Below are 26052 nucleotides of genomic sequence, written 5' to 3'. Positions count from 1 at the left end.
CCGCCCCTCCCCGAGAGCCCGGCTGGTGCTCTGCGGTCAGCCGCTGGCGCGGGAGAAGCGCTTCAGGCTGTCCAGCGCGATGGCGATGATGATGACGACGCCCTTGATGATCAGCTGGTAGAAGAACGGCACGTCGAGGAGGATCAGCCCGTTGGACAGCACGCCGATGATGACGGCGCCGACGAGCGTGCCGAAGATCCGCCCTCGACCGCCCGCCAGGGACGTCCCGCCGAGCACGACGGCGGCGATCGCGTCCAGCTCGTAGCCCTGACCCGCCGTCGGCTGGGCGGACAGCACGCGGGCGGAGAAGATCAGGCCGGCAACGCCGGCGGCAGCGCCGGCGAGCATGTAGGCCGAGAGCAGCACCCGCTTGACGTTGATGCCGGCCAGCCGCGCGGCCTCCATGTTCCCGCCGACGGCGTACACGTGCCGGCCGAACCGCGTCCGCTCCAGCAGGAACCAGAAGATCGCGTAGACCACCACCATCACGACCACCGGCTGCGGGATGCCGGCGATGCTGCCGTTGCCGATCCCACGGAACCCGAGGTCGCTGGCGACGAGCGGCTGGCCGTCGAGCAGCGAGTAGGCGAGGCCACGCAGGTACGTCATCGACCCGAGGGTCACGATGAACGCGGGCAGGGCCAGCCAGGCGACGAAGGCGCCGTTGAGGGCACCGCAGACCGCGCCGATCAGGATGCCGCCGAGCAGCGCCAGTGGTGTGGGCACCCCCTCGACCGCGAGCAGGACGCTGCCCACCCCGGCCACCGCCAGGATGGAGCCGACCGACAGGTCGATCCCGGCCGTCAGGATGACCACCGTGAGCCCGGCGGCCAGGATCGCGTTGATCGACACCGATCGCGCCACGTTGATGGCGTTGTCCACCGAGAGGAAGTTCGGCGCCAGCGCAGCCATGAGCGCGATGAGGACCAGCAGCACGGCGAAGATGCCGACCCGGTCCCACCAGTAGGCGATGACCGATCCCTGCCGTGCGGTCTCGGGGGCGACCCGGGTGTCGGGAATGGGGTTGTCCGGGGACGTCACGGTGTTCGGGTTCATCGGGCAGTCCCAGCGTTCTCGGTCGTGGAGGCGTCCTCAGCGGAGACGCCGGTGGCGTGTTGCATGACGTTCTCCTCGGTCGCCTCGCGGGCGTCGAGGGTCGCCGCGATCCGCCCGGCACGCATGACCAGCAGCTGGTCGCTGATGCCGAGCGCCTCGGGCAGGTCGGAGGAGATGACCAGCACTGCGGTCCCGGTCGCCGCGATGTCGTTGATCAACCGGTAGATCTCGCTCTTGGCGCCGATGTCCACCCCGCGGGTGGGTTCGTCCAGGATCATCAGCTTGGGCCGCTGGAGCAGCAGCCGCCCCAGGACCAGCTTCTGTTGGTTGCCACCGGACAGCGCCCGCGACTCCAGCCCCAGCGCGTTGGACCGCACCTTCAGCTGGTCCATGACGCCGCGCACGGCCTTGAGCAGCGAGCCCCCACGGACGACGCCGGCGCGGCTGTGGTCCTTCAGCGTGGACATGCCGATGTTGTCCTTGACCGACAGGTCGAGGAACAGCGCCTGGTCCTTGCGGCTCTCCGGCAGCAGACCGACGCCGGCCCGCATGCCGTCGATGGGGTTGCGCACCTCCAGCGGCTCGCCGTCCAGCAAGACGGTGCCCCCCGTGCGGCGGTCCGCGCCGTAGATCAGGCGCGCCACCTCCGTCCGGCCGGCACCGATCAGGCCGACCATCCCCACGACCTGGCCGCCGCGCACGTCGAAGCTGACCGGTCCGATGCCCCCGTCCCCGGTCAACTCGCGGACGGAGAGCCGGACGTCACCTGCTGGGTGGGGGGTGCGCACGTACAGGTCGTCGATGTCGCGACCGACCATCATCCGCACGATGTCGCCGGGGCCGACCTGGTCGGGGCCGGTCGTCCGCATCTCGCGGGTGCCGATCAGCTGCCCGTCGCGGAACACGGTCACCCGGTCGGCGAGTTCCCAGACCTCCTCCATGCGGTGGCTGATGTAGACCAGCCCCATACCGCGCGCGCGCATGGACCGGATGAGGGCGAAGAGCTGCTCGCTCTCGGTGCGCGAGAGCGCGGCCGTCGGCTCGTCGAGCACCAGCACCCGGGCGTCCTCGGCGACGGCGCGGGCGATCTCGACCATCTGCTGCATACCGACGCTGAGCCGGCCGATCGGCCGGTTGGGGTCGATGTCGGCACCGACCCGGGCCAGCTTCTCCCGGGCCTGCGCGACCATCGTCCTGCGGTCCAGCATCCCGAAGCGCAGCGGCTCGTTGCCGGTGGCCAGGTTCTCGGCCACGGTCATCTCGGGGATGGTGTTGAGCTCCTGGTGGATGATCGCCACCCCGGCGGCCATGGCATCGCGCGGCGAGGCCATGACCACCGGGGTACCGGCGATCCGGATGGAGCCGGTGTCCGGCTGGTAGTTGCCCGAGATGATCTTCATCAGCGTCGACTTGCCGGCGCCGTTCTCGCCCATGAGGGCGTGCACCTCGCCGGGGCGGACGTCGAAGCTCACGTTCGACAGGGCGAGGGTCGCGCCGAACCGCTTGCTGATGCCCTCGACCTCGAGCAGCGGAGCCGTGGTGTCACTCATGACAGGTCCTCCCACCAGCCGGCCGTGGGTCACCAGCCTTCGTACGAGCTGACGTTGTCCTTGGTCACCAGCGTCGGCTCGAGCAGCGTGACGCGCTCGGCCGGCGGGTTGCCGGCGACGATGTCCTTGCCGACCTCGAGCGCCTCCAGCGCCATGCCACCGGGGTCCTGCGCGGCGCTGGCCACGAAGTTGGAGTTCGGGTCCTCCAGGGCCTTCACGGCCTCGGGGGAGCCGTCGACACCGACGATCGTCACGCCGCTGCGTCCGGCCTGCTGGACCGCGAGGTCGGCGCCGAGCGCCTCAGGGTCGTTGATGGCGAAGATGCCCTGCACGTCCTGGTTGGCCGTGAGCATGTCGGTGGTCAGGGACAGGCCGCTGGCGCGGTCGTTGTTCCCGGCCTGCCGGGCGACCACCTGGATGTCCGGGTTGTCCGCGAGCACCTCCTCGCAGCCCTTGACCCGGTCCTGCGGCGCCGTCGTGGGGGTGCCCTCGATCACGAAGATGTTCCCCTGGCCACCCAGGGCGTCGACCAGTGCCTGACAGGACTGCCGACCGGCCTCCACGTTGTCCGTGGTGACCGCGGCGTCGGCGCCCTCGGCATCCACGTCGACGGCGACCACGGGGATGCCGGCGGCCTGCGCCCGGGCGACCGCGGAGGCGATCCCGGAGCTGTCGACGGCGTTCAGGAGGATCAGGTCCATGCCCTGCTGGATGAAGGCGTCGATCTGGTCGTTCTGCGCGGCGAGGTCCTGACGCCCGTCCTGCACGTTCAGGTCGAAGCCCTGCTCCTGCGCGGCCTGCTCCATGCTGTTCTGCATCGAGGCGAAGAACGGGTTGGAGATGTCCTGGAGCATCAGGCCGACGCGCTCCACCTCACCGCCCCCGCCGCCTCCGCCCCCGCCGGCTTCGTCGCCGTTGCTGCAACCGCTCAGCGTGAGCGCGCCGAGCAGGGCGATGGCCGTGGACGTCGTCCGGAACCGTGAGCTGGCCGACATGCTGTCTCCTCCGTTGGAACGAGCACTGGTGGTGCACCCTGAGCTCTGCTCCGTGTCGCGGGACACAGTGGCTCGGGGTCCGGAGAATGTAGCTCCGGACAACTTGTACTGACTACATGGTCCCCCGGCGGGTCGCGGCCCAGGGGGTGGCCGACCGGATCGTCGCGGCGACCCGGCATCCTGACCGCACCCTGACCGGAGCCGCCGCTGCGCGGCACCCCTCTTCTGGACCCGAGGCAGCCGCATGACGCTCGTCCCGATCGTGGTGGACGCCAACCAGCCCGCCGACCGCTTCTACGCCGGTGGCCGGCAGATCGCCGAGTTCCGCGGTCGCCCGTGGACCGGCGGGAACCTCCCGGAGGACTGGGTGGCGGCGACCACGCCGCTGTTCGGGGAGAGCTCGCTGGGCCTGTCGCAGCTGCCCGACGGTCGGCTGCTGCGCGATGCGGTGGCGACCGACCCCGAGGCCTGGCTGGGCGCGGGACACGTCGCCCGGTTCGGTGCCGACACCATGCTGCTGACCAAGCTCCTCGATGCGGGTCAGCGGTTGCCGGTGCACATCCACCCGGACGGGCCGTTCGCCGCTCAGCACCTGGGGCGCGCCCACGGCAAGACCGAGGCGTGGGTGATCCTGCGGGGCGGCGCGGTGCACCTCGGCCTGCGCCGCTCGCTGTCGGCGGAGCAGCTGCGCCGGCTGGTGGAGGAGCAGGACGTCGACGGGCTGCTCGCCGCGATGCACCGGGTCGAGGTGGCCCCGGGAGACGCCGTCCTGGTGCCCGCCGGGATGCCACACGCGATCGGCGCCGGGGTCTTCCTCGTCGAGGTGCAGGAGCCGGAGGACCTGTCGATCCTCTTGGAGTGGCGGGGCTTCGCCATCGACGGCGACCGGGAGGGCCACCTCGGGCTCGGGTTCGACCTCGCCCTGCAGGCGATGGACCGCACCGCGTGGCCCGCTGAGCGGATCGGCGAGCTGGTGGTGCGACGCCCCGGCCGGGGGTGGGTGCTGCCCGACCGGGCGGCGGACTTCTTCCGGGTGCACCGCGTCACCGGTCGTGACGTGCTCGAGGCCGGTTTCGGCGTGCTGGTGGTCACCGGCGGGCAGGGCGAGCTGCGGCGGGCCGACACCCGGGAGGGGACGGCCGTGCGGCACGGGCAGACGGTCGTCGTGCCGCACGCCGCGGGAACGCTGGTCGTGGACGCCGACGAGATGTTCGAGGCGCTGTGGTGCCGGCCGCCGGAGGCCCGCTGACCGCCGCGCCCGGAACCTCCGGCGCGACGCTCAGACCAGCTTGAGGGTGAGCGCGGCGCGGCCGGACTCGGAGCGGGCGGTGGCGAGCCGCTCGGCGGTCGGCGTGCCGTACTCGGTGGTCCGCTGGCGGGCCGGGCGGCCGATCGCGGCGGCCATGGACTCCAGCTCGGCGATGGTCTTCAGCGACCCGTTGCCCGAGCCGGCCATCCGGCTGATCGTCTCCTCCATCAGCGTGCCGCCCAGGTCGTTGGCGCCGCCGGTCAGCATCGCCTGGGTGCCGACGTCGCCGAGCTTCACCCACGAGGTCTGGACGTTGTCGATCCGCCCGTGCAGCAGCAGCCGGGCGACGGCGTGCACCGCCCGGTTCTCCCGGTTCGTCGGCCCGGGCCGGGCGACCCCGGCCAGGTAGATCGGCGCGTTGTGGTGCACGAACGGCAGCAGCACGAACTCCCGGAAACCACCCGTCTCGTCCTGCAGGCGGCTGAGGGTGCGCAGGTGTGCGACCCAGTGGGCGGGGGTGTCGACGTGGCCGTACATCATCGTCGACGTCGTCGGCAGGCCCACCTCGTGCGCGGTGCGGACGATCTCCAGCCAGGTCGCGGCCGGCAGCTTGCCCTTGGTCAGCACCCAGCGCACGTCGTCGTCCAGGATCTCCGCCGCCGTCCCCGGCAGGCTGTCCACGCCCGCCTCGCGGGCCGCGGTGAGGAAGTCGCGGAACGACAGCCCGGTGCGCGCGGCGCCGTTGACCACCTCCATCGGCGAGAACGCGTGCAGGTGGATGTCGGGGCGCCGGGACTTCACCTCGCGCGCCAGGTCGAAGTAGGCGGTGCCGGGCAGGTCGGGGTGGATGCCGCCCTGCATGCAGATCTCGGTGGCCCCGCCGGCCCAGGCCTCGTCGACCCGGTCGCCGACCTGCTGCATCGACAGGGTGAAGGCGTCGGCGTCTGTGCGCCGCTGGGCGAACGCGCAGAACCGGCAGCCGGTGTAGCAGACGTTGGTGAAGTTGATGTTCCGGTTCACCACGTAGGTGACGTCGTCGCCGTTGACCTGCTGGCGGAAGCCGTCGGCGAGCGCGGCGAGTGCCTCCAGGTCCTCCCCGTCGGCGCCCAGCAGCGCGAGGTACTCGGCGTCGGAGAGCCCGGCCGGGTCGGCCTCGGCGTGCCGCAGCGCGGCCCGCACCTCCGGGTCGCCGGCGGTGAGCGCGGTCGAGGAGCCGTCGCGGGCGCTCTCGGTCCGGGACCGCAGCTCGGCCCAGTCGCCGTAGACGGCGTCGAAGTCGCTGCGACGGTCACCGGTGCGCCCGACCGTGTCGACCTCGACGTGCAGGTCGACCCGCCCGGACGCCGTCCACGACTCGTCCGGCTCCTGCCACGGCAGGCCCACCGGCAGCCGCCCCTCCACTGCCAGGCCGTCGGGGCCGGCGAGCGCGGCGACGTGCGGGCGCACCCGCGGATCCAGCCAGGGCTCGGGCTGCAGCACGTAGCCGGGCTGGGCGGCCAGCCGTTCGCGCAGCGTGAACCCGGCGTCGGCGGTGAGCTCGGCGAGCTTGTCGATGTTCGGCCAGGGCCGCTCGGGGTTGACGTGGTCCGGGGTCAGCGGGGAGACACCGCCCCAGTCGTCGACCCCGGCGCGCAGCAGCAGGCCCAGCTCGGTGGAGTCGGACAGGTTCGGCGGCGCCTGCACCCGGGCCGCGGGCCCGAGCAGCAGCCGGGTGACGGCGACGGCGGCGACGTACTCCTGCAGGCCGAGGTCGTCGTGCGCGGCCATCGCGGTGCGCGGCTTGGCCCGGAAGTTCTGCACGATCACCTCCTGCACGTGCTGGTGCCGCCGGGCCGAGGCGCGGATCTCCGCGATCGCGTCGACCCGCTCGGCGTAGTCCTCGCCGATGCCCAGCAGCACGCCGGTGGTGAACGGGACGGCGGAGCGGCCGGCGTCCTCCAGCACCCGCAGCCGGACGGCGGGCTCCTTGTCGGGGGAGCCGAAGTGCGGGCCGCCCCTCTCCGACCACAGCCGGGTGGCCGTCGTCTCCAGCATCATCCCCATCGAGGCGGCGACCGGCTTGAGCCGCTGGACCTCCTCCCAGCTCAGCACGCCAGGGTTGAGGTGGGGGAGCAGCCCGGTCTCCTCCAGCACCCGGATCGCCATCGCCCGCAGGTAGCCCAGCGTGGAGTCGAACCCGTGCGCCTCCAGCCACTCGGCGGCGACCGGCCAGCGGTCCTCCGGGCGGTCGCCGAGGGTGAACAGCGCCTCCTTGCAGCCCAGCGCGGCGCCCTGGCGGGCGATCTCCAGCACCTCGTCGGGGGAGAGGAACGGCGCCTTGCCCTCGGCGCGCAACTGCCCGGGGGTGGTGACGAACGTGCAGTAGTGGCAGCGGTCGCGGCACAGGTGGGTGAGCGGGATGAACACCTTGCGGCTGTAGGTGACCACGCCCGGCCGGCCGGCCGAGGCCAGCCCGGCGTCGCGCACCCGGCCGGCGGCGGTCAGCAGCCGGTCGAGGGGCTCGCCCTCGCCCAGCCCGCGGGCGTGCAGCAGGGTCTCGGCCTCGGTGGCGTCGAGGGTCACCCCGCGCTCCGCGCGGGTCAGTGCACGACGGACGGCGGACTCGGACGGCGCGGGCAGGGCGGTGCTCATCAGCGACGACGCTAGCCCCGCCCGGTGACGCCCGCGCGTCCCAGGTTCCGCCCGGCCGACGTCCCCCACCGCCGGAATGGCCATCTTGGCGATCGACGATGGCCGGGCCTAGACGTCGCGGCGGCGGAAGGAGAGCACCGCCAGCCCGCCCACCAGCAGCACCCACACGGCCACCCAGCCCAGGTAGGTGGCGGTCAGCGGGGCCTGGCCGAGGAACGGGAAGCCGACCTCGCCGAAGACGCGCAGCGCCGTCGGGTCCTGGAAGGCGTACATGGCACCCCGCCACAGGCCGTCGGTGGGCAGCAGCATCCGGGAGACGCTGCCCACCCGGGCGACGCCGTCGTTGCCGATCGCCTCGCCCACCCCACCGACGACGCCGGCCACCCAGGTGGAGCCGAACAGGCCCACCGCGACGATGCCCGAGGCCATCGGGGAGATCGCGGTCGCCAGCAGCAGCACCAGGGTGAGCAGCACGGTCGTCTGCAGGGCGAGCAGCAGGAGGCCGACGACCGGCTGCGGCGGCCAGTACCCGACGGTCAGCTGGACGACGAGGAACTGCGCGAGCCCGGCGACCACGACGAAGCCGGCGCCGAAGGCGACCAGCCCCAGCCACTTGCCCAGCAGCACCTGCCAGCGGCGCACCGGGCGGGCGAGCACCGCCAGCGCGGTGCCCGACTCGACCTCCCCGGCCAGCGACGGGCCGGCGAGGAAGGCCGTGCCCAGGGCGCCGATCAGGCTGAACCCGAACATCACCAGGTTGAGCAGCTGGGAGGAGACCAGCCGCGCCTCGCCGCTGGTGAGCGTGCCGAGCTCTGCGTCCAGCCGGGAGAAGCCCCAGCCGCTGAGCAGCAGCAGGGCCGCGGTGAGCAGCGCCAGCGCCCGCAGCACCTTGCGCCGCGACGCCTCGCGCAGCGTCAGCCCGGCGAGGGTCAGCACGATCACGGTCGGTCCTCCTCGCGCAGGATGCCCAGCAGCCGCTCCTCCAGGCTGATCCGCACCGGCTCGACGGCGTGCACCCGCGTCCGCAGGGCCACCAGGTCGGCGACCAGGTCGGGCACTGCCGTCCCGTCGTCGTCGGCCGGCAGGGTCACGGTCCACCACTCGCCCTCGCGGGCGACCTGACCGAGCGCGGCCAGCCGGGCCTCGGCGGCGGGGGTGACGCCGTCCAGGTGCAGCCGCAGCTCCTGCTGGCCCAGCAGCTCGGCCAGCGTGCCGGCGGCGGCGACCCGGCCGTGGTTGAGCACCACCACCCGGTCGCAGACCCGCTCGACCTCCCCGATGAGGTGGGAGTTGAGCAGCACCGCCACCCCGCGGGCCTTGAGGTCCAGCACCAGGTCCCGGACGTCGACCCGGCCGACCGGGTCCAGCGCACTGGTGGGCTCGTCGAGCACCACCAGCTCCGGGCGGGCCACCAGCGCGACCGCCAGCCCCAGCCGCTGCTGCATGCCCTTGGAGAACCCGCCCACCCGGTCCCCGGCCCGGTCGGCCAGGCCGACCAGCGCCAGGCACTCGCGGCGCTCGGCGTCGGGCACCCGGGCCCCGGCCAGCCGCACGTGCAACGCGAGCACCTCGGTGGGCGTCAGCCACGGCTGGTACCGGAAGAGCTCGGGCAGGTAGCCGACCGCGGCCCGGGCCTGCGGGTCGCTGCCCGGCCGGCCGAGCAGGAGGACCTCGCCGGCGTCGGGCCGGACCAGACCCAGCAGCATCTTGATCACGCTGGTCTTGCCGGCGCCGTTGGGGCCGAGCAGGCCGACCACCTCGCCGCGGCCGACGGTGAACGAGACCCCGTCGACCGCGGTGCGCTTGGCGTAGCGCTTGCGCAGCCCCGAGCACCAGACCGCCGCCGAGGGCGGCAGACCGGCCACCAGCCCCTCGGCGGCGGCCAGGCCGGCCTGGGGCGCGGTCAGCGCAGCCCCCGGGCGACGTCGAGCACCTCGTCCTCGCTGATCGTCCCGGCCACGCCGGTCACGACGCCGTCGGCGACCCAGACGACGCCGTGCAGCAGGCCGTCGCGGGAGGCCAGCACGGTCGCCTCGGCGCCGTCGACCTCGGTGGTGGAGGTCGTCGCCAGCTCGGCCGGCACCGGCAGCGGGAGGGTCGTGCCGTCGGCGGTGAAGGTGCGCAGCTGGTCGGCGAGGGAGTCCGGCAGCCCCGGCAGGGACAGCAGGTAGTCGCGGGCCACGTCGAAGGGGACGCCGCTGGACTCCGCGGTCGGGGCGTTCACCCGGCCGACCGCGAGGGCGGGCAGCCCGCGGGCCTCCGACCAGACCGCGGCGACCCCCGGGCCGGCGGTCAGCCGGAACGTGCTGCCGTCGAGCCCGGCGGGCACCGGGGGCAGCTGCTCACCGGCCGCGGCCGCCGCCCGGTCGGCGGAGAAGGTGAACTCGGCGACCAGCTGGTCGCCGACGGTGTACGTGGGCCGACCGGTGACGCCGCGCGGCAGCTCGTCGACCTGCGGCACCGTCAGGCCGGTGACCTCCTCGGCGGCCGCGGCGTCGGCGACCTCCCGCACGTCCGGCTCGGCGACCGGCCGCAGCGTGCCGTACCCGGAGAGGTCGGGCAGGCCGACCAGGTCGGCCTGGGTGACCGCGACCGGGGCGATCTCCTCGGTGCGGAACACCTGCACCCAGTCGCCCGCGGCCGCGGCACCCGCACCCCCCACGACCAGGACGACGCCGAACGCGGCGACCACGGGGCTGCGCAGCCGGTTCCGCCAGCTGCGGGCCGGTGCGGCGGTGCGGGCCGCGGTGGAGGGGGTCGCGGTCGGCCGGGTCGCCGCCTGCAGCCGCAGCCAGGCGCGGTCGACGTCCGGGGTGGCGTCGGTGGTGGACAGGGCCGTCGCGGCGGCGGTGGCGTCGGCCCGGACGGCGTCCAGCCGCTGCAGGCAGGCCGGGCAGCCGGCGACGTGGGCGCGGTCGGCGTCGGGGACGCCGGCGGGCTCGTCGACCAGCCGGCGCAGCATGCCGTCGGCCGGGTGGGGGTCAGTTCGCAGACGCATCGTGGGTCAACTCCTTGCGCAGGGCGGATTCGGCGCGTCGGACGGTGGTGCCGACGCTGCCGGGGGAGAGGCCGAGGGCCGCCGCGACCTCGGCGTAGCTGAGGCCGCTGTGGCGCAGCACGAGGGCGAGCGCCTGGGGGCGGGGGAGCCGGGCGAGGGCGGCGCGCACCCGGCGGGAGTCGTCGCGGGCGACGACGGTGTCGGCGACGTCGGGGACCAGGTCGTCCCGGTCGGCGACGGCCGCCTCCCGGGTCGAGCGGCGGCGGCCCGACCGGATCAGGTTCAGCGCGGTGTGCGCCGCGGCGACCGACAGCCACCCCGGCGCCTCGGCGGCGGGCACCGCGGACCGGCTGAACGCCAGGAACACCTCCTGGGCGACGTCCTCGGCCTCGTCACGCGAGCCGAGGACGCGGGCGGCCACGGCGACCACCCGCGGGTAGCCGTCGCGGAACACCTGCTCGAGGTCGGGGTGCACCGCCTGGCGCGCGCCCCTCACGGCCGTGTTGACCCGTGCGGCCGTGCGCACCGCGCTGAACGGTGCGACCCGGCCCTGCCCAACGACGTCCACACCTCTACAGCACCGCCGACGCCGCGGATGTGACAGAGGAGCCCGTCCCTCTCACCCTTCCCGAGCTCAGGGCGAGCCTCCGGACGGGGCCGTCACGAGCCTTCCCGGCGGCCGGCGAGCCGTCCGGCGCCGTCGGTCCAGCGGCCGCGCAGCCGCACCAGTGGGTCGCCGTCGCCGAGCACCGGCACCCCCTCCACCGACAGCAGGACGACGACGTGGCTGCCGGCCTCGACCACCGAGTGCACCCGGCAGTCCAGCGCCGCCAGAGCGCCGTCGAGCACGATCGCGTCGCTGACCGGCGCCCGGTGCCAGGGCACGGACTCCAGCAGGTGCCGGGCGCTGGGCCGCCCGGCGGAGGCGAACCGGCTGGCCAGGATCGCCTGCGGCGCCGCCAGCACGTTGACGACCGCCGAGCCCACCGACTGGAGCACCTCGGCCGGGTAGCCGTCGGCGGCCAGGCCGATCGCGACCAGCGGCGGGTCGGCCGAGACGCTCATCAGCGAGGTGACCGTCGTCCCGACGTCGTCGATGTCGTCGCGCACGGTCAGCAGGACCACCCCGGCGGCGTACTGGCGGAGGGCGGCGGCGAACTCCTGCGCATCGACCGACATGGCGGCCAGTCGACCACAACCGCCAGGATGGCCGGGTGACCGATGCAGAGCAGTCCTTCGACGTCGTCGTCCTCGGCGCCGGGTCGACCGGCGAGAACGTCGCCGACATCGTCGTCCGCGGCGGCCTGAGCGCCGTGCTCGTCGAGTCCGAACTCGTCGGCGGCGAGTGCTCCTACTGGGCGTGCATGCCCAGCAAGACCCTGCTGCGCGGCAGCGAGGTGCTCGGCCAGGCCCGCGCGGTGCCCGGCGCCGCGGCCGCGGTCACCGGCGAGCAGGACGTGGCGGCCACCCTGGCCCGGCGCGACGACTTCACCAGCCACTGGGACGACGCCTCCCAGGTGGAGTGGGTCGACGGCGCGGGCATCGCGCTGGTCCGCGGCCACGCCCGGCTGGCGGGGGAGAGGCGGGTGGTGGTCACCACCGACGACGGGGACGAGCTGGTGCTCACCGCCCGGCACGCGGTGGCGGTCTGCACCGGGTCGCGGGCCGCCGTCCCGCCGGTCGACGGGCTGGCCGACGTCCGGCCGTGGACCCCGCGCGAGGGGACCAGCGCGAAGGAGGCGCCCGGCCGGCTGCTCGTGGTCGGCGGCGGCTACGTGGGCTGCGAGATGGCCACCGCCTGGCAGCAGCTGGGTTCCCAGGTCACGCTGCTCCAGCACGGCGAGCGGCTGCTGCCGCACCTGGAGCCGGCGGCCGGGGAGGCGGTCGTGGACTCCCTGCGCGAACTCGGCGTCGACGTCCGGCTGGGCACCGAGGTGCGCACCGCCCGCCGCGACGGCGACGAGGTGGTGCTCGCCTGCTCGACCGGGGAGTTCCGCGGCGACGAGGTGCTGGTCGCCACCGGCCGCGCCGCCAACACCGACGACGTCGGCGTGGACACCGTGGGGCTGACGCCGGGGGAGTACCTGGACGTCGACGACACCCTGCAGGTCGCCGGCCTGCCCTGGCTGTACGGCGTGGGTGACGTCAACGGGCGCGCCCAGCTCACCCACATGGGCAAGTACCAGGCCCGGCAGGCCGGCGCGGCGATCGTCGCCCGGGCGCGCGGTGCGCAGGCCGACCTGTCCGACTGGTCGCCGTTCGTGGCCACCGCCGACCGCCGGGCCACGCCCAGCGTCGTCTTCACCTCCCCGCAGGTGGCCGCGGTCGGGCTGACCGCCGCGCAGGCGGCCGACGCCGGGCTCCCGCACCGGGTGGTCGAGTACCCGATCGGCAGCGTGGCCGGTGCGGCCGTCTTCGCCGACGGCTACTCCGGGACGGCGATCGCGGTGGTGGACACCGACCGGGAGGTGCTGCTCGGGATGACCTTCGTCGGCGAGGGCGTGGCCGAGCTGCTGCACTCGGCGACCATCGCGGTGGTCGGGGAGGTGCCGATCAGCCGGCTGTGGCACGCCGTCCCGTCGTACCCGACGATCAGCGAGATCTGGCTGCGCCTGCTCGAGAGCTACCGGGGCTGAGGGGTGCACGACGGCAGCCGGATCGGGCTGGTCCTGCACCCGCACCGGGACTGCGCGGGTGCGGCTGGGCAGGTCGCGGCCTGGACCGACACCCACGACGTCGAGCTGGTCGCCGCTGTCGAGGACGTCGCCCGGCTGGGGCTGACCGGGGTCACCCCGGTCCCGGTGAGCGAGCTCGGCGACACCTGCGACGGGATCATCGCCCTCGGCGGCGACGGCACCCTGCTCGGGGCGATGCGGCTGGTCGTCGGCCGGCCGGTGCCGGTGCTGGGGGTCAACTTCGGGCGGCTGGGGTTCCTCACCGAGGTGGAGGGCCGCGAGCTCGATGCCGCCCTGACCGCGATGGCCGAGGGGCGCTCGACCATCGAGTCGCGCAGCTGTCTGGTGGTGCGCGGACCCGGCTGGGAGACCGTCGCCTTCAACGACGTCGTCCTCGCCCGGGTGCCGGGGGAGGGGATGGTCGACGCGACGCTCTCGGTGGCCGGCCGCCGGTACGGGCACTACCGGAGCGACGCCGTGATCATCGCCACCTCGATGGGCTCGACCGCCTACAACTTCGCCGCGGGTGGTCCGGTGATGTCCCCGGGCGCCCAGGGGGTGCTGGTCACGCCGTCGGCGCCGCTGAACGGCATCGACCGCACCGTCGTCCTCGGCCCCCAGGAGCCGCTCGTGCTGACCCTCCCGGCCACCGCCGGCCGGCCGGCGGTGGAGGTCGACGGGCTGGTCCGCGGCCGGCTCGCACCGGGCGACGAGCTGCACGTCTCCTCCCGCGCGGACGCCGGGCTGCTGGTGCGCCTGGACGACTGGGCCGCAGCCGACCGCAGCCGGGTCAAGCTCTCCCTGCTGGACCTGCCGCTGCTGCCCGAGGAGCTGGTCGAGCTGGTGCCCGAGGAGCTGCGCCGCCGCCAGCCGGGTGGGGCGTCCGTACCGGGCCGGGGCCCTCAGGCCAGCGCGTAGGGCTCCGCGCTGGGGGCGGGCAGCTCGCCGTCGACGGTGGCGGTGACCGTCATCGCGCCGAGGGTGGCCTGCCCGCCGAACAGCGACAGGAAGGCGGTGTCGGCGGCGTCGCGCCCGGAGCAGATCCGCACCAGCGCCGACGTCGGCGCCAGCCGGGTCGCGTCGACGGTCTGCCACACGCCGTCGACGTCGGCCTCGACCACGGCGTGGAAGTCCATCGGGGACAGCCCCGGGGCGTAGACGGCGACCAGCCGGGCCGGCACCTCCAGCGCGCGCAGCAGCGTGACGGTCAGGTGCGCGTAGTCCCGGCACACGCCCTGGCCGAGGAGCAGGGTGTCGACCGCGGTGTCCACCGGCCGGCTGGAGCCGGCGGTGTACACCAGCCGGTCGTGCACCCAGGCGGCCACGGTGGCGACCAGCTCGGCGCGGGGCGCCGACCGGTCGAACTCGGTGCCGGCGTAGCCCTCCAGCTGGTCCGAGGGGCAGTAGCGGCTGGGGCGGACGAACTCCGCCCAGTCGGCCGCGGTCACCTCCCGCGGCCGGCCGTCCCCGGTCACGTGCCCGGTGTAGGCGATCGTCGTCTCGCCGGCCGGCAGCTGCAGCCGGTGCACGCGCGCGCCGGGGACGGCGATCTCCTCGGCCGCCACCGGCTGCCCGTCGCAGAGCACGGTGAGCTGCTCACCGGCCGGTGCGGCCAGCGCGACCTGCAGCAGCGCCGTCGCCGGGGCGGGGGAGGAGACGGTGAGCCGGCAGGCGACGTCGGTGCGCATGCACGCATCCTGACCGGCTCGTGTGTCAGCCGTGTGGCGCCGCCGCTCGCCTCTGCCCACCCGGGGAGTCGTGCTCTGCCCACCCCGGGTGGGCAGACCACGACCTCCGCGGGAGGACACCCGGGTCAGCCGCCGATCCCGCGGGCCCGCGCGGCGGTGACCACCAGGTCGACGACGGTGTCGTGCGCGAGCTCGGTGCTGTCGACCACCAGGTGGTAGTGCCGGGCGTCGGCCGGGTCGCACCGGTAGAAGTGCCGCACGTAGGCGGTGCGGGCGGCGTCGGCGGCGTCCCGCTCGCGGCGCACCTCGTCCTCGGGCAGGCCCAGGTGCGCCACCGCGGCGGCCAGCCGCCGGTCGGGGTGCCCGTCCAGCCGCACGTGCAGCACGTCGGGCCGGCCGCGCAGCACCATCGCCGCCGCCCGGCCCAGCACCACGCCCCCGGCACCGTCGGCGATCTCGCCCAGCACCCGCTCGGTCTGCGCCCGGTAGGCGCGTTCGTCGGGCAGCGACGAGGTGGGCAGCACCCCGCCCACCGGGTCCGGCATGGTGCCCAGCGAGCTGACCAGCCGCCACAGGCCCCGGGTGACCGTCTCGTCGTTGGCCTCCGCCTCGGCGACGGGCACCCCCAGCCGGCCGGCGACCTGCGCCGGGATCACCCGGTCGTGGAACGCCAGCCCGAGCCGCTCGGCCACGGCGGGGGCGATCTCCGCCCCGCCCGCGCCGAACGACGCCGACACCGTCACGACGCCCATGCGCCCTCCTCCGTGCCGTCGGTCGGGTCGGCACCCGACAGCTTCTTGCCGAGGAAGACCGCCTCGGGCGAGTCGGCGTAGATGCCGTAACCCGCGACCGGGGTGTAGCCGTGCCGCGCGTACAGCGCGAGCGCCTCGGGCTGCCGGTCCCCGGAGTTCAGCAGCAGGTGCCGGTGCCCGGCGTCGGCCGCGCTGCGCTCCAGCGCGGCGAGCACCAGGGCGGCCAGTCCCCGCCGCCGGAAGCCCGGCTCCACGTACATCCGCTTGAGCTCGACGGTGCCCGTCGCCGCGTCGTGCACCCGCCAGCCGCCGCACGCCGCCGGCACCCCGTCGACCTCGGCGACCAGGAACAACCCCCGCGGCGGAGCGAACTCGGCCGGGTCGACGACCGCGTCGTCCCGGCCGCCGTAGCGCAGCACGTACTCCTGCTGCACCCGCTCGATCAGCTGCTGGGCCACCGGGTCCTCGTATCCCACCGGCCGCAGCCGCACCTGGTCCAGCGCCGCCGGCTCAGCCGAAGTGGACATGCCCCGTCGCCTCCCCCAGGTCGGCGGCCACCTGCGCGGCGGGCACGCCGTCCACCTCGACCCCCGACGCGTCGTCGTGCACCCGGCCGATGACGGTCCAGCCCGCCGGCAGCACCGCGGTGGGCGGGAAGGTGGCCACCAGGGCGTGGTCCTCCCCGCCGGTGAGCACCCAGCCCAGCGGGTCGCCGCCCAGCGCCGCGGCGACCTGCGGCAGCGGACCGGTGACGAACGCGGCCAGCGCCGCGCGGTCCAGGTCGATGCCCACACCGCTGTCGGCGGCCAGGTGGCCGGCGTCGGCGAGCAGCCCGTCGCTGGTGTCGCACATCGAGGTGGCACCGGCGTCGGCGGCGGCCGGGCCCGCGGCGTAGGGCGGGGTGGGACGGCGGTGCGCGGCGATCGCCGCGGCCGGGGCGCGGAAGCCGCGGCGCAGCACCGCCAGCCCACACGCCGACCAGCCCAGCCGGCCGGCGACGGCGACCACGTCACCCGGGCGGGCGCCGTCCCGGCGCACCGGTGCCCGCCCGCCCAGATCGCCCAGCGCGGTCACCGAGAGGACGACGGAGGCGGAGTCCGGGGCGCAGGCCGTGGTGTCCCCGCCGACGACGGCCGCGCCGAAGGGCGCGCACTCCTCCGCCATCCCGTCGGCGACGCCCTCGAGCCACACGGCGGGGGTGTCGGCCGGGCAGGCCAGGCCGACGAGCAGCGCCGTGGGGACCGCGCCCATGGCGGCGACGTCGGCCAGGTTGGCCGCGGCGGCCTTGTGACCGACGTCCTCGGCCGAGGACCAGTCGCGGCGGAAGTGCCGGCCCTCCACCAGGACGTCGGTGCAGGCCACGACCCGCCCGTCGGGGGCGCGCAGCACCGCGGCGTCGTCACCGGGGCCGACCTCGGCCACCCGCGCCGACCCGGACCGGGCGAGCACCCGGGCGATCACCCCGAACTCCCCGACCACACCGACGTTGTCGGCCGGGTCGGGGCGGGGCACCAGTGGACGGGGCCGAGTCACCGGGCACCACCGGTCGCTGGGGTACGTTGCCGGTCGGCCTGCTGATCGGCAGGCCGGTATCGCCCCCAGCCGTTGCCGACGTGGTGACGCCCGAGGAAGGTCAACCCGTGGTCCACGCCTACATCCTGATCCAGACCGAAGTCGGCAAGGCAGCCGCGGTCGCCGCGAGCATCAGCGAGATCGCCGGCGTGACCAAGGCGGAGGACGTCACGGGCCCCTACGACGTGATCGTGCGGGCCGAGGCGAACACCGTCGACGAGCTCGGCCGGCTGGTCGTGGCCCGGGTCCAGTCTGTCGACGGCATCACCCGCACGCTGACCTGCCCCGTCGTCAACATCTGAGCCCTGAGCACCGCACCGCACTCCCCCGCCGACCCCGCGCCGTCCCCGGCGCCGGGGCCCGACCCGCTGCGCCGGGCCGCGCTGATCGCGCTGGCCGTCGCGGTGCCGCTGCTGATCGTGCTGCTCGTGCTGGTCAACGTGCTCGGCGATGACGACGAGCCGGACGACGACGCGGTGGCCGAGGTCACCGGCACGACGTCGGCGCCGCGCGGCGACCTGCCGCCGGTACAGGTCGACACCCCGGAGGTGACGCCGGAGGCGGAGCTCGCCTGCCCGGTGCTGATGGACCAGCTGCCGCTGGAGCTGGCCGGGGAGACCTCGCGGATGGTCGACTCCGACTCGCTGTTCGCCTACGCCTGGGGCGACCCGGCGCAGGTGCTCGTGTGCGGCGTCGACCCGGTGACCGCCGGGCAGGAGGACACCACCGCGTTCCAGCTCAGCGGCGTCCAGTGGCTGGTCGACACCTCCGACCCCGACGTCTACGTGTGGACGACGATCGACCGGCTGGTGCCGGTGCAGGTGCGGGTGCCGGCGAGCGCCGACAGCTCGCTGCCGCAGGCGCTGAGCCCGATCATCGCGACCACGCTGCCCTACACCGACCCGGCCCCCGCCGACTGAGGAAGGACCCCCGTGCCCCCGCCACTCGCGAGCTCGCGGCGGGCCCCTGCACGGCGGCCATCGGCTCAGGACCCGTCGTCAGCCGGCGGGGAGGCGGGCGAGCTGGTCGGCGACGACGGCGGACAGCTCGGACCGCGCCTCCTCCGCCGTCGACTGCACCGAGGCCACCGCGACGGTGAACGCCCCGCGGGTGCACCAGGCGAACGCCGGGGGGCCTTCCAGCCCGTGCTCGGGCACCGCCGCGGGCATCGCCATCAGCACGCAGTCCTCGGGCAGGCCGGCCGGCGAGCGGTCCAGGGTGCCGCCGTAGTACTCGGCGTCGTTGCGGGCCAGGTCCTCGGCGTAGGCCGCCGCGCCGTCCGGGCCGTCGAACTGGTCGATGAAGACGCTGGTGATCCGCGGGCCGTCGCGCCAGAACCGCTCCCAGCCGCGGAGGTACCCGTACTCGCCGAGCACCTCCTGCTGCCGCGCGGCGTCCTCGCCGTACCCGGCGACGTCGTCGACGGTCTTCTCCCCCGCCGGCGGGTCGAGGTCGCCGTCGGGCACCCGGGGCAGCCCGGAGGGCACCTCGTCGACCAGCAGCCGCTCCAGCCCCCGGGCGTCGGTCGGCAGCGCCGCCATCGTGCTGCTCACGGCCGGACCCGTGGACGCCTCCGGGGGCGTCCCGGGGTCGGCGCAGCCGGCGGACACCGGAGCGACCGCCAGCAGGACCGCCGCCAGCGCGGAGCGTGGCAGCAGCCGGGAGGTCATCCGGCGTCCAGGGCGCTGCGCACCAGCCGGTCGACCAGCTCCGGGTAGCTGACGCCGGTGGCCGCCCACATCCGCGGGAACATCGAGATCGGGGTGAAGCCGGGCATCGTGTTCACCTCGTTCACCACCAGCCGGTCGGCACCGGTGTCGGGGTCGGGGGCGACGAAGAAGTCGACCCGGGCCAGCCCCCGGCAGTCCATCGCCAGGTAGGCCCGCCGGGACATCTCCTGCACCGCGGCGGTCTGCGCCGGGGTGAGGTCGGCCGGGACGTCGAACTCCACGGCCTCGTCGAGGTACTTCGCGTCGAAGTCGTACCAGTCGGTTCCCGGCCGCAGCCGGATCTCCGCCGGCAGGCTGGTGTCGGGCACCGGCGAGCCGGGCCGGGCGAGCACGCCGCACTCGATCTCCCGGCCGGGGACGGCGGCCTCCACGATCACCTTCGGGTCGACCGCGGCCGCCGTCGCCACCGCGTCGGGGAACTGCGCCCAGTCGGTGACCTTGGTGATGCCGATGCTGGAGCCGGCCCGCGAGGGCTTGACGAACACCGGCAGCCCCAGCCGCTCCCTGGCCGGGGCGTCGAGCAGCTCCGGGTCGGCGCGGAGTGCACCGGCGGCGTCGCGCAGCACCACGTGGTCGCCCTGCGGGATGCCGGCGGCGGAGAGCAGCTTCTTGGTGAACTCCTTGTCCATCGACGCCGCGCTGGCGAACACCCCGGAGCCCACGTAGGGCAGCCCGGACATCTCCAGCAGGCCCTGGATGGTGCCGTCCTCGCCGTAGGCACCGTGCAGCACCGGGAAGACGACGTCGACCTCGGTCAGCCGGCCGATCGCCTGACCGGCGTCGAGCACCGCCAGGCCCCGCCCGGCCGGGTCGCCCACCAGGGAGACCGCGGTGCCGTCGGTGACCTCGGGCAGCCGGCCGCCCTCGATGGCCAGCGCTTTGCCGTCGTGCAGCACCCAGCGGCCGTCCCGGGTGATGCCCACCGGCACCACCTCGTACCGCTCCGGGTCGAGCGCGGCCAGCACGCTGCCGGCCGAGACGCAGGAGATCGCGTGCTCCGCGCTCCGCCCGCCGAACACGACCGCGACCCTCGTCTTGCCCGGCTTCCCCGTCATCGCCGCCGACCCTAGCCGAGCACTCAGCCGGCCACGGCAGGCAGCGCGGAGAGGCCGGCCTCGAGGTCGGCGACCAGGTCGGCGGTGTCCTCGATCCCGCAGGAGAAGCGCACGAAGCCCGCCGGTACGGCGTCCCCGCCCCACTGCGCCCGCCGGTCGACGGTGGTGTGGATGCCACCGAAGCTGGTGGCGGCCGCGATCAGCCGGCTGCTGCGGACGAGGTGCGCCACCGCGGCCTCGTCGGCGAGCTCGGCAGAGACCACGCCGTTGGGGCGCAGCATCTGCCGGGTCGCCAGTGCGTAGGAGGCGTCCTGCGGGCGCCACGGCCACCGGACCCCACGGACCGCCGGGTGCCCGGCCAGCAGCTCCGACAGCGCGGCGGCGTTGGCCGCCTGCCGGGCCAGCCGCAGGTCCAGGGTGCCCATCGAGCGGTGCGCCAGCCAGGCCTCGAACGCCCCGGGGGTGTTGCCGGTGGTCTTGCGCCAGGCGGCGATCCGGGTGTGGAGCTCCCGGCCCCGCTCGGTGCGGGCCGTGCTCACGTGGCCGAGCAGCACGTCGCTGTGCCCGGTCAGCGCCTTGGTGTCCGAGCCGACGGTGACGTCTGCGCCCAGGGCGAGCGGGCGCTGCCCGATGGGGCTGGCCGTGGTGTTGTCGACCACCAGCACCGCCCCCGACGCCTGGGTGGCCGCCGCGACGGCGGCGATGTCGCAGACGTCCAGCTGCGGGTTGCTGGGCGTCTCCAGCAGCACCAGGCGGGCGCCGTCGAGGTCCCCGCGGGCGGCGACGTCCGCGATCTCCAGGGTGGGCACGAGCTCCACCCGCACGCCGAACCGGGCCAGCTCGTCCCGGGCGAGCACCCGGGTGGCGTAGTAGCCGTCCGAGGGCAGCACGACCCGGTCACCGGGGGCGACCAGCGCGAGGACGGCGGAGCTGATCGCGGCCATCCCCGTGGCGAAGGACAGGCAGTCACCGCCGTCCAGCTCGCCGACCGCTCGCTCGAACACCCGCAGCGTCGGGTTGTCCGGGCGGGCGTAGCCGTCGGCGCCCTGCCAGCCGGGGGCCTCGTCGCCCAGGTGGTACGGCGCGGCGAACACCGGGGACGGACGGAGCGGTGTCCCCGGCAACGGGGGCTCGTCGCCGGCGTGCACCAGCCGGGTGCCGTCGCCGAGCCCGGTGGGCAGATCAGGGGTGGTCACGGGGAAGTCCTCTCCGGGTGGCGGGCGGCGGCGACCCGGCGGGGTCTACTCGGGTTTCGCCTCGCGGGACATCATCTCCCGCACCATCCGGCCCGCCGACTCGCCCTCGTGGCACACCCGGACGACGGCCTCGGTGATCGGCACGTCGACCCCGTGCGCGCGGGCCAGGTCGAGCACCGACCGGCAGCTCTTGACCCCCTCGGCGGTCTGCCGGGTGATCTGCTCGACCTCCGCCACCGACATGCCCTGCCCCAGGTGCTCACCGAACGTGCGGTTGCGGGACAGCGGGGAGGAGCAGGTGGCGACCAGGTCACCGAGCCCGGCCAGCCCGGCGAAGGTGGCGGCGTCGGCGCCGAGCGCCAGGCCCAGGCGGGTGGTCTCGGCCAGCCCGCGGGTGATCAGCGAGGCGCGGGTGTTGTCGCCGTAGCCCAGCCCCGCGGCGATGCCGCAGGCCAGCGCGATGACGTTCTTCGCCGCGCCGCCGAGCTCGCAGCCCACCAGGTCGGCGTTCGTGTACGGCCGGAAGTACGGGGTGTGGCAGGCGGCCTGCAGCGCCTCCGCCCGCCCGGTGTCGGCGCAGGCGATCACGGTGGCCGAGGGCTGCTCCTCGGCGATCTCCCGGGCCAGGTTGGGCCCCGACAACGCGGCCACCCGGTCGGCGCCGGCGCCGGTGACCTCGCAGATCACCTCGCTCATCCGCTTGGTGGTGCCCAGCTCCACGCCCTTCATCAGCGACAGCAGCGTGGCGTCGGCCGGGAGCAGGGCGGCCCAGTCGGTCAGGTTCTGCCGCAGCGTCTGGCTGGGCACGGCCAGCACGACGACGTCGGCGCCGGCGAGCGCCTCCGCCGCGTCGCCGGTGGCCCGTACCGCATCGGGCAGCCGCACCCCCGGCAGGTACTCGGCGTTCTCCCGGGTGTCGGCGATCGCCTCGGCCAACTCGGGACGGCGGGCGTGCAGCGTCACCGCGCTGCCGGCGTCGGCCAGCACCTTGGCGAAGGTGGTGCCCCAGGAGCCGGCGCCGAGCACCGCGGCCCGGGTCACGCCGCGTTCCCGGGCAGCGCACGCCCGGCCGGGCGGGGGGTGAAGGCGGTCGGCGGGGTCTGGCCGCGCAGCTCGCCGAGCTCGTCGCGGACCCGGGACATCACCAGGTCGGTCACCTCGCGCAGCAGCTCCGGGCTCAGCGCCCGGCCGGCGCGGACCTCGGCTCGCTGCCCGGCGAGGTCGACCGGCTCCCCCACCCGGTACTCCACCGGGGTCCGCAGCCGCAGGTGCAGCTTCTTGGCGTGGTAGTCGTGCACCCGCTGCGGCCCCCACTGGGCCACCGGCAGCACGACGGCGTCGGTGGACAGCGCCAGCCGGGCGACCCCGGTGCGCGCCTGCATCGGCCACCAGTCCGGGTCGCGGGTGACCGAGCCCTCCGGGTAGATCACCACCACCGCACCGGCGTCGAGCGCGTCCCTGGCCGCCTGCACCGAGGAGCTGGCCGTGCCCGACCCGCGGGAGACCGGGATCTGCCCGGCGGCGCGCAGGATGGTGCCGGCCAGGCCGGAGAACAGCGTGTCCTTGGCGAGGAAGTGCGGCACCCGTCCGGCGTCCCAGACCAGCCGGGCGCAGCCGAGCGGGTCGAGCACCGAGACGTGGTTGGCCACCAGCAGCACGCCGCCGGTCGGTGGGATCCGCTCGACGTGCCGGTACCGCAGCCGGAACACCAGCGACGCCGTCGGGTACACGACGAGCACGCAGAGCCAGAACGCGAACGGCACCGACCCGCGGGTCGTCCGCCGCGGCGGCCGGGTGCCGCCCGCCCAGCGGTCCGGGGCCCCCTCGTCCTGCGACACGTGCACCCTCCTGTCCCGGGGCCGGCGCACATCGCGCTGGTGACCCAGCTCATGATCGTGCCCCCCGCCCCCCGGCGGTGCGCAAGCGCCCCTACGCCGGCCCACCCCCGCGGTGGGTGAACCGGCCGCCGACCAGGGTGGCGAGCACCTCGGTGCGGCGCAGGCCGGCGGCGCCGTCGCGGGCCAGCACGGTGGCCGGGGGCTCGGCGACGACCACCAGGTCGGCGACGTCGCCCACCCGCACCGCGCCGCGACCGCCGCTGGCGGCGCGCAGCGCGACCGCCAGGTCCAGGTGCTGCTCGGGGTGCCAGGCGGCCCGCTCGTCCAGCGAGCGGTGCACCGCGGCGGCGATCCCGTCCCAGGGGTCCAGCGGCGCCACCGGGGCGTCGGAGCCCAGCACCAGCCGCGCACCGGCGGCGACCAGCGCGCCGTAGGGAAAGGCCGAGCCGGTCGTACCGGCCCAGTGCAGGTCGGCGGCGTCCCGATCGTCCAGCGCATGCCGCGGCTGCACGCTGGCCACCACGCCGAGCTCGGCGAAGCGCGGCAGGTCGACCTCGGCCACCTGCTGGGCGTGCTCGATCCGCCCGCGCACGCCCGCGGCGGCGAACCCGTCCAGCGCGACAGCGGCGGCGCGGTCGCCGATGGCGTGCACCGCCAGGTCCAGCCCGGCCGAGCCGGCCCGGCGCAGCAGCCGCTCCAGCTCGGCCGGCTCGGTGCGCAGGACGCCGTGCGCCCCGGGCCCGGAGACCCCGGGGTAGGCGTGCGAGCAGTACGCCGTCCGGGTGCCGAGCGAGCCGTCGACGAAGACCTTCAGCGGGCCCAGCCGCAGCCGGTCGGCGGCCACCGGGTCGGCCACCCCGGGCAGCGGGTCGCCGCTGCGCAGGCCCGCGGCCAGCACCCCGGCCAGCCGGTCGACGTAGACACCAGCGGCCACCCGCACCGCGGGCCCACCCGGGCGCCGGGCCGCGCGCCGCGCCCACGCGGTGACCAGGTCGTCGTACTCCAGGTCGACCACCGCGGTCACCCCGCGGGCGGCCGCCGCGTCGGTGGCCGCCAGCACCCACTCGTCGCGGACCTCCGGGCCGGCGGACTCCGCGGCGGCGTAGACCTCCATCGCCTCGTGCTCCCGGACCACGCCGTCGGCGGTGCGCAGCCCCAGCCGCCGCACGGCCGCGCTGCTGCACCACGCGGTGTGCAGGTCCCCGCTGACCACCACCACCGGCAGACCGGGCAGGACGGCGTCCAGCACCGCGGCGTCGGGCGGCGTGCGCCACAGCGCGTCCCGGAAGCCCTGGGCCACCACGACGGCGCCCTCCGCGGGCGGCGCGGCGGCCAGCACCGCGGCGATCTGGGCCGCCACCTGCTCCGGCGACCCGGCGGTCGAGACGTCGATCCGCCGGCGGGCCGCGGCCCACTGCTCCAGGTGCACGTGCGCGTCCTGCAGCCCGGGCAGCAGCACGGCCCCGTCGAGGTCGACGACCTCCGGCGGTGCGCCGTCGCCCGGCCACCCGTCCAGCCCGGGGGTGGCGGCGGTGAGCTCGTCGGCGATCGCCACCACCCGGCCGCCACAGACGAGCACGTCCCGCACGGCCCGCCCCAGCCGGGCGCGGCGCAGCAGCAGCCCGCTCACCCCGGCTCCCCGGCCAGCTGCGCGGCGCGGCGGGCGCGGAACACCTCCACCGGCCACGAGGTGATGCCGCCGATCCGGACGGCGGCGGCCGTGCCATCGTCGGCCCACTCGTACTCGACCCGCTCCCCTGCGGAGCCGAAGCCGGCCACCGACTCCTGGCGCAGCGTCGCCCCGTCGACCGCGGTGAGCTCCAGGTGCTCCTCGGCCGGCGCCGGCGAGCCGGGGTGCAGCAGCACCAGGCGGCCGCCGAGCAGGGCCACGTCGGTGACCCCCCACAGGTTGGCGAAGCGGCCGGCGAAGCGGGCGAGGTCCCCGCCGGCGGTGTCGCCCGGCGCGGCCAGGGCCAGGTCGACCAACCCGATCAGACCCCGGGCCAGCACGTCGGCCGGGCCCTCCAGGCAGTTGGTCAGCACGCTGACCACCAGCTCCGCCTCCGGGTCGAGCCAGGTGCGGGTGATGTGCCCCGGGTAGCCCCCGCTGTGGCCCACCAGCCGGCGCTCCCCCACAGTGCGCAGGTCCATCCCCAGCCCGTACCAGCGGGCCTCCTGGCCGTGGGCGCGGATCTCCGACTCCGGCCGGCGCATCAGCCGCTTGGCCGCCTCGGGGAGCAGTCGGTCGTTCCCGGTCGCGTGCGCGGCGAAGAACGCCGACAGGTCGCGGGCGGTCGACCAGAAGCCGGTGGCCGCGGCCATCGCCCGGGTGTCGACGTGCGGGATGCGCAGCCGGGTCGGCTCGCCCTCCAGCAGCGCGGTGTGCCCGGCGGCGTACTCGGTGGCGCGGGCCGGGTCCCACTCCGGTCCGGTGTCGGCCAGCCCGAGCGGGTCGACCACCGCGCCCTGGACGTGCTCGGCGTAGCCCACACCGGTGACCGCCTCGATCACCAGGCCGAGCAGGGAGTAGCCGACGTTGGAGTACTTGAAGTGCTCGTTGCGCCCGAAGACGACGGCGTCCGGGCCGCCGACGAGCTCCCGCAGCCGCGGCGCGTCCGGGAAGGCGTGCAGCAGCTGCCAGAAGTCGTTGTCCGCGCCGTCGCGGAGCAGGCCGGACTGGTGCCCCAGCAGCTCCCGGACGGTCACCGCCCCGACCGCCGCGGGCAGGTCGGGCACCCAGGAGCCGACCGGGTCGTCCAGCCGCAGCCGGCCGGCCTCGACCAGCTGCAGCACCGCAGTGGCGGTGAAGGTCTTGGAGTGGGAGGCGATCCGGAACAGGTGCCGCGGCGTGAGCGGTGCACCGGTGGTCTCGTCGGCGACCCCGAGCGCGACGTCGAGGACCAGCCGGCCCCCCACCCGGACCGCCGCCTGCACACCGGGTACCCGGCCCCGCCGGCGCTGGTGCTCCAGCCACGACTCCAGGTACGGCGCGGCCGCCGCGACGACATCAGCGGTGCGGCCGGCGGTGCGGTCGGGGGTGCTGCTCATCCTCGGGCGCTCCTCGGGA

General features: G+C 75.4%; 25 protein-coding genes. 5 read left to right on the top strand and 20 right to left on the bottom strand.

From position 1 onward, the window contains the following. Positions 1-36: 36 nt before the first annotated feature. The 3 genes from ACI79Y_RS01965 to ACI79Y_RS01955 are packed head-to-tail and all read right to left on the bottom strand — an operon-like array spanning position 37 to position 3601. Complete coding sequence (locus tag ACI79Y_RS01965; protein ID WP_457156873.1) at positions 37-1056, bottom strand: ABC transporter permease subunit; 1020 nt, start codon at positions 1054-1056, stop codon at positions 37-39. Beyond that, positions 1053-2606, bottom strand: a complete 1554-nt coding sequence (locus tag ACI79Y_RS01960) for a sugar ABC transporter ATP-binding protein (RefSeq protein WP_457156872.1) — start codon at positions 2604-2606, stop codon at positions 1053-1055. Before ACI79Y_RS01960 ends, ACI79Y_RS01965 begins: the two co-directional genes overlap by 4 nt. 29 nt (positions 2607-2635) lie before the next feature. Next, complete coding sequence (locus ACI79Y_RS01955) at positions 2636-3601, bottom strand: ABC transporter substrate-binding protein (RefSeq protein ID WP_457156871.1); 966 nt, start codon at positions 3599-3601, stop codon at positions 2636-2638. 244 nt (positions 3602-3845) lie between these two features. Between ACI79Y_RS01955 and ACI79Y_RS01950 the strand changes: the two genes are divergently transcribed. After that, positions 3846-4850 (top strand): class I mannose-6-phosphate isomerase, encoded by a 1005-nt coding sequence (locus ACI79Y_RS01950; RefSeq protein WP_457156870.1) that lies wholly within the window; start codon positions 3846-3848, stop codon positions 4848-4850. Between the two features lie 30 nt (positions 4851-4880). Here ACI79Y_RS01950 and ACI79Y_RS01945 read toward each other — a convergent pair whose 3' ends face one another. The 6 genes from ACI79Y_RS01945 to ACI79Y_RS01920 form a co-directional block, all read right to left on the bottom strand. After that, complete coding sequence (locus ACI79Y_RS01945; protein WP_457156869.1) at positions 4881-7481, bottom strand: bifunctional FO biosynthesis protein CofGH; 2601 nt, start codon at positions 7479-7481, stop codon at positions 4881-4883. 108 nt (positions 7482-7589) lie between these two features. Next, positions 7590-8423: an ABC transporter permease gene (locus ACI79Y_RS01940; protein WP_457085354.1), complete on the bottom strand. Its 834-nt coding sequence runs from the start codon at positions 8421-8423 to the stop codon at positions 7590-7592. Then, positions 8420-9346, bottom strand: a complete 927-nt coding sequence (locus ACI79Y_RS01935) for an ABC transporter ATP-binding protein (protein WP_457156868.1) — start codon at positions 9344-9346, stop codon at positions 8420-8422. The genes ACI79Y_RS01940 and ACI79Y_RS01935 overlap by 4 nt, the downstream gene beginning before the upstream one ends. 38 nt (positions 9347-9384) lie before the next feature. Then, positions 9385-10479: a hypothetical protein gene (locus tag ACI79Y_RS01930; RefSeq protein ID WP_457156867.1), complete on the bottom strand. Its 1095-nt coding sequence runs from the start codon at positions 10477-10479 to the stop codon at positions 9385-9387. Further along, a complete protein-coding gene (locus tag ACI79Y_RS01925) occupies positions 10463-11005 on the bottom strand; it encodes a sigma-70 family RNA polymerase sigma factor (protein WP_457156866.1) in 543 nt (180 codons plus the stop codon). The genes ACI79Y_RS01930 and ACI79Y_RS01925 overlap by 17 nt, the downstream gene beginning before the upstream one ends. Before the next feature lie 134 nt (positions 11006-11139). Continuing rightward, entirely contained in the window at positions 11140-11658 is a 519-nt protein-coding gene (locus ACI79Y_RS01920; protein WP_457156865.1) for a flavin reductase family protein, read from the bottom strand. 35 nt (positions 11659-11693) lie between these two features. Between ACI79Y_RS01920 and ACI79Y_RS01915 the strand changes: the two genes are divergently transcribed. Both ACI79Y_RS01915 and ACI79Y_RS01910 read left to right on the top strand, forming a co-directional pair. Then, complete coding sequence (locus ACI79Y_RS01915; RefSeq protein WP_457156864.1) at positions 11694-13115, top strand: dihydrolipoyl dehydrogenase family protein; 1422 nt, start codon at positions 11694-11696, stop codon at positions 13113-13115. Positions 13116-13118: 3 nt separating this feature from the next. Then, on the top strand, positions 13119-14072 hold the full coding sequence (locus ACI79Y_RS01910) for an NAD(+)/NADH kinase (protein ID WP_457156863.1): 954 nt from the start codon (positions 13119-13121) through the stop codon (positions 14070-14072). On the opposite strand, the gene ACI79Y_RS01905 is transcribed toward ACI79Y_RS01910, so the two are convergent. From ACI79Y_RS01905 to ACI79Y_RS01890, 4 genes are all read right to left on the bottom strand, one after another. Beyond that, the gene (locus ACI79Y_RS01905) at positions 14057-14842 is read right to left on the bottom strand and encodes a transglutaminase-like domain-containing protein (protein ID WP_457156862.1); all 786 of its coding nucleotides are present in this window, start codon (positions 14840-14842) and stop codon (positions 14057-14059) included. The two genes, ACI79Y_RS01910 and ACI79Y_RS01905, sit on opposite strands and share 16 nt — an antisense overlap. Before the next feature lie 125 nt (positions 14843-14967). Next, the gene (locus ACI79Y_RS01900) at positions 14968-15594 is read right to left on the bottom strand and encodes a cytidylate kinase-like family protein (protein WP_457156861.1); all 627 of its coding nucleotides are present in this window, start codon (positions 15592-15594) and stop codon (positions 14968-14970) included. Next, complete coding sequence (locus tag ACI79Y_RS01895) at positions 15582-16121, bottom strand: GNAT family N-acetyltransferase (RefSeq protein WP_457156860.1); 540 nt, start codon at positions 16119-16121, stop codon at positions 15582-15584. Before ACI79Y_RS01895 ends, ACI79Y_RS01900 begins: the two co-directional genes overlap by 13 nt. Beyond that, a complete protein-coding gene (locus tag ACI79Y_RS01890) occupies positions 16105-17106 on the bottom strand; it encodes a thiamine-phosphate kinase (protein WP_457156859.1) in 1002 nt (333 codons plus the stop codon). Before ACI79Y_RS01890 ends, ACI79Y_RS01895 begins: the two co-directional genes overlap by 17 nt. A gap of 2 nt (positions 17107-17108) precedes the next feature. Here ACI79Y_RS01890 and ACI79Y_RS01885 point away from each other — a divergent pair, with 2 nt between their 5' ends. Together ACI79Y_RS01885 and ACI79Y_RS01880 are read left to right on the top strand one after the other, a co-directional pair. Then, entirely contained in the window at positions 17109-17468 is a 360-nt protein-coding gene (locus ACI79Y_RS01885; protein ID WP_457156858.1) for an Lrp/AsnC family transcriptional regulator, read from the top strand. 102 nt (positions 17469-17570) lie between these two features. Continuing rightward, the gene (locus tag ACI79Y_RS01880; protein WP_457156857.1) at positions 17571-18086 is read left to right on the top strand and encodes a DUF3515 family protein; all 516 of its coding nucleotides are present in this window, start codon (positions 17571-17573) and stop codon (positions 18084-18086) included. A gap of 78 nt (positions 18087-18164) precedes the next feature. Here ACI79Y_RS01880 and ACI79Y_RS01875 read toward each other — a convergent pair whose 3' ends face one another. From ACI79Y_RS01875 to ACI79Y_RS01845, 7 genes are all read right to left on the bottom strand, one after another. After that, entirely contained in the window at positions 18165-18836 is a 672-nt protein-coding gene (locus ACI79Y_RS01875; RefSeq protein WP_457156856.1) for a hypothetical protein, read from the bottom strand. Further along, complete coding sequence (locus tag ACI79Y_RS01870) at positions 18833-19951, bottom strand: D-alanine--D-alanine ligase family protein (protein WP_457156855.1); 1119 nt, start codon at positions 19949-19951, stop codon at positions 18833-18835. Before ACI79Y_RS01870 ends, ACI79Y_RS01875 begins: the two co-directional genes overlap by 4 nt. Before the next feature lie 23 nt (positions 19952-19974). Beyond that, positions 19975-21147 (bottom strand): cystathionine gamma-lyase, encoded by a 1173-nt coding sequence (locus ACI79Y_RS01865; protein ID WP_457156854.1) that lies wholly within the window; start codon positions 21145-21147, stop codon positions 19975-19977. Positions 21148-21192: 45 nt separating this feature from the next. Beyond that, on the bottom strand, positions 21193-22188 hold the full coding sequence (locus ACI79Y_RS01860) for an NAD(P)H-dependent glycerol-3-phosphate dehydrogenase (protein ID WP_457156853.1): 996 nt from the start codon (positions 22186-22188) through the stop codon (positions 21193-21195). Next, entirely contained in the window at positions 22185-22985 is an 801-nt protein-coding gene (locus ACI79Y_RS01855) for a lysophospholipid acyltransferase family protein (RefSeq protein WP_457156852.1), read from the bottom strand. The genes ACI79Y_RS01860 and ACI79Y_RS01855 overlap by 4 nt, the downstream gene beginning before the upstream one ends. Positions 22986-23076: 91 nt before the next feature. Continuing rightward, positions 23077-24615, bottom strand: a complete 1539-nt coding sequence (locus tag ACI79Y_RS01850) for an amidohydrolase (RefSeq protein WP_457156851.1) — start codon at positions 24613-24615, stop codon at positions 23077-23079. Next, positions 24612-26033, bottom strand: a complete 1422-nt coding sequence (locus tag ACI79Y_RS01845) for a serine hydrolase domain-containing protein (protein ID WP_457156850.1) — start codon at positions 26031-26033, stop codon at positions 24612-24614. The genes ACI79Y_RS01850 and ACI79Y_RS01845 overlap by 4 nt, the downstream gene beginning before the upstream one ends. Positions 26034-26052 lie beyond the last annotated feature (19 nt).

The sequence above is a fragment of the Modestobacter sp. SYSU DS0875 genome, from assembly GCF_054050915.1.
This window is presented reverse-complemented; position numbering and strand designations above follow the sequence as displayed.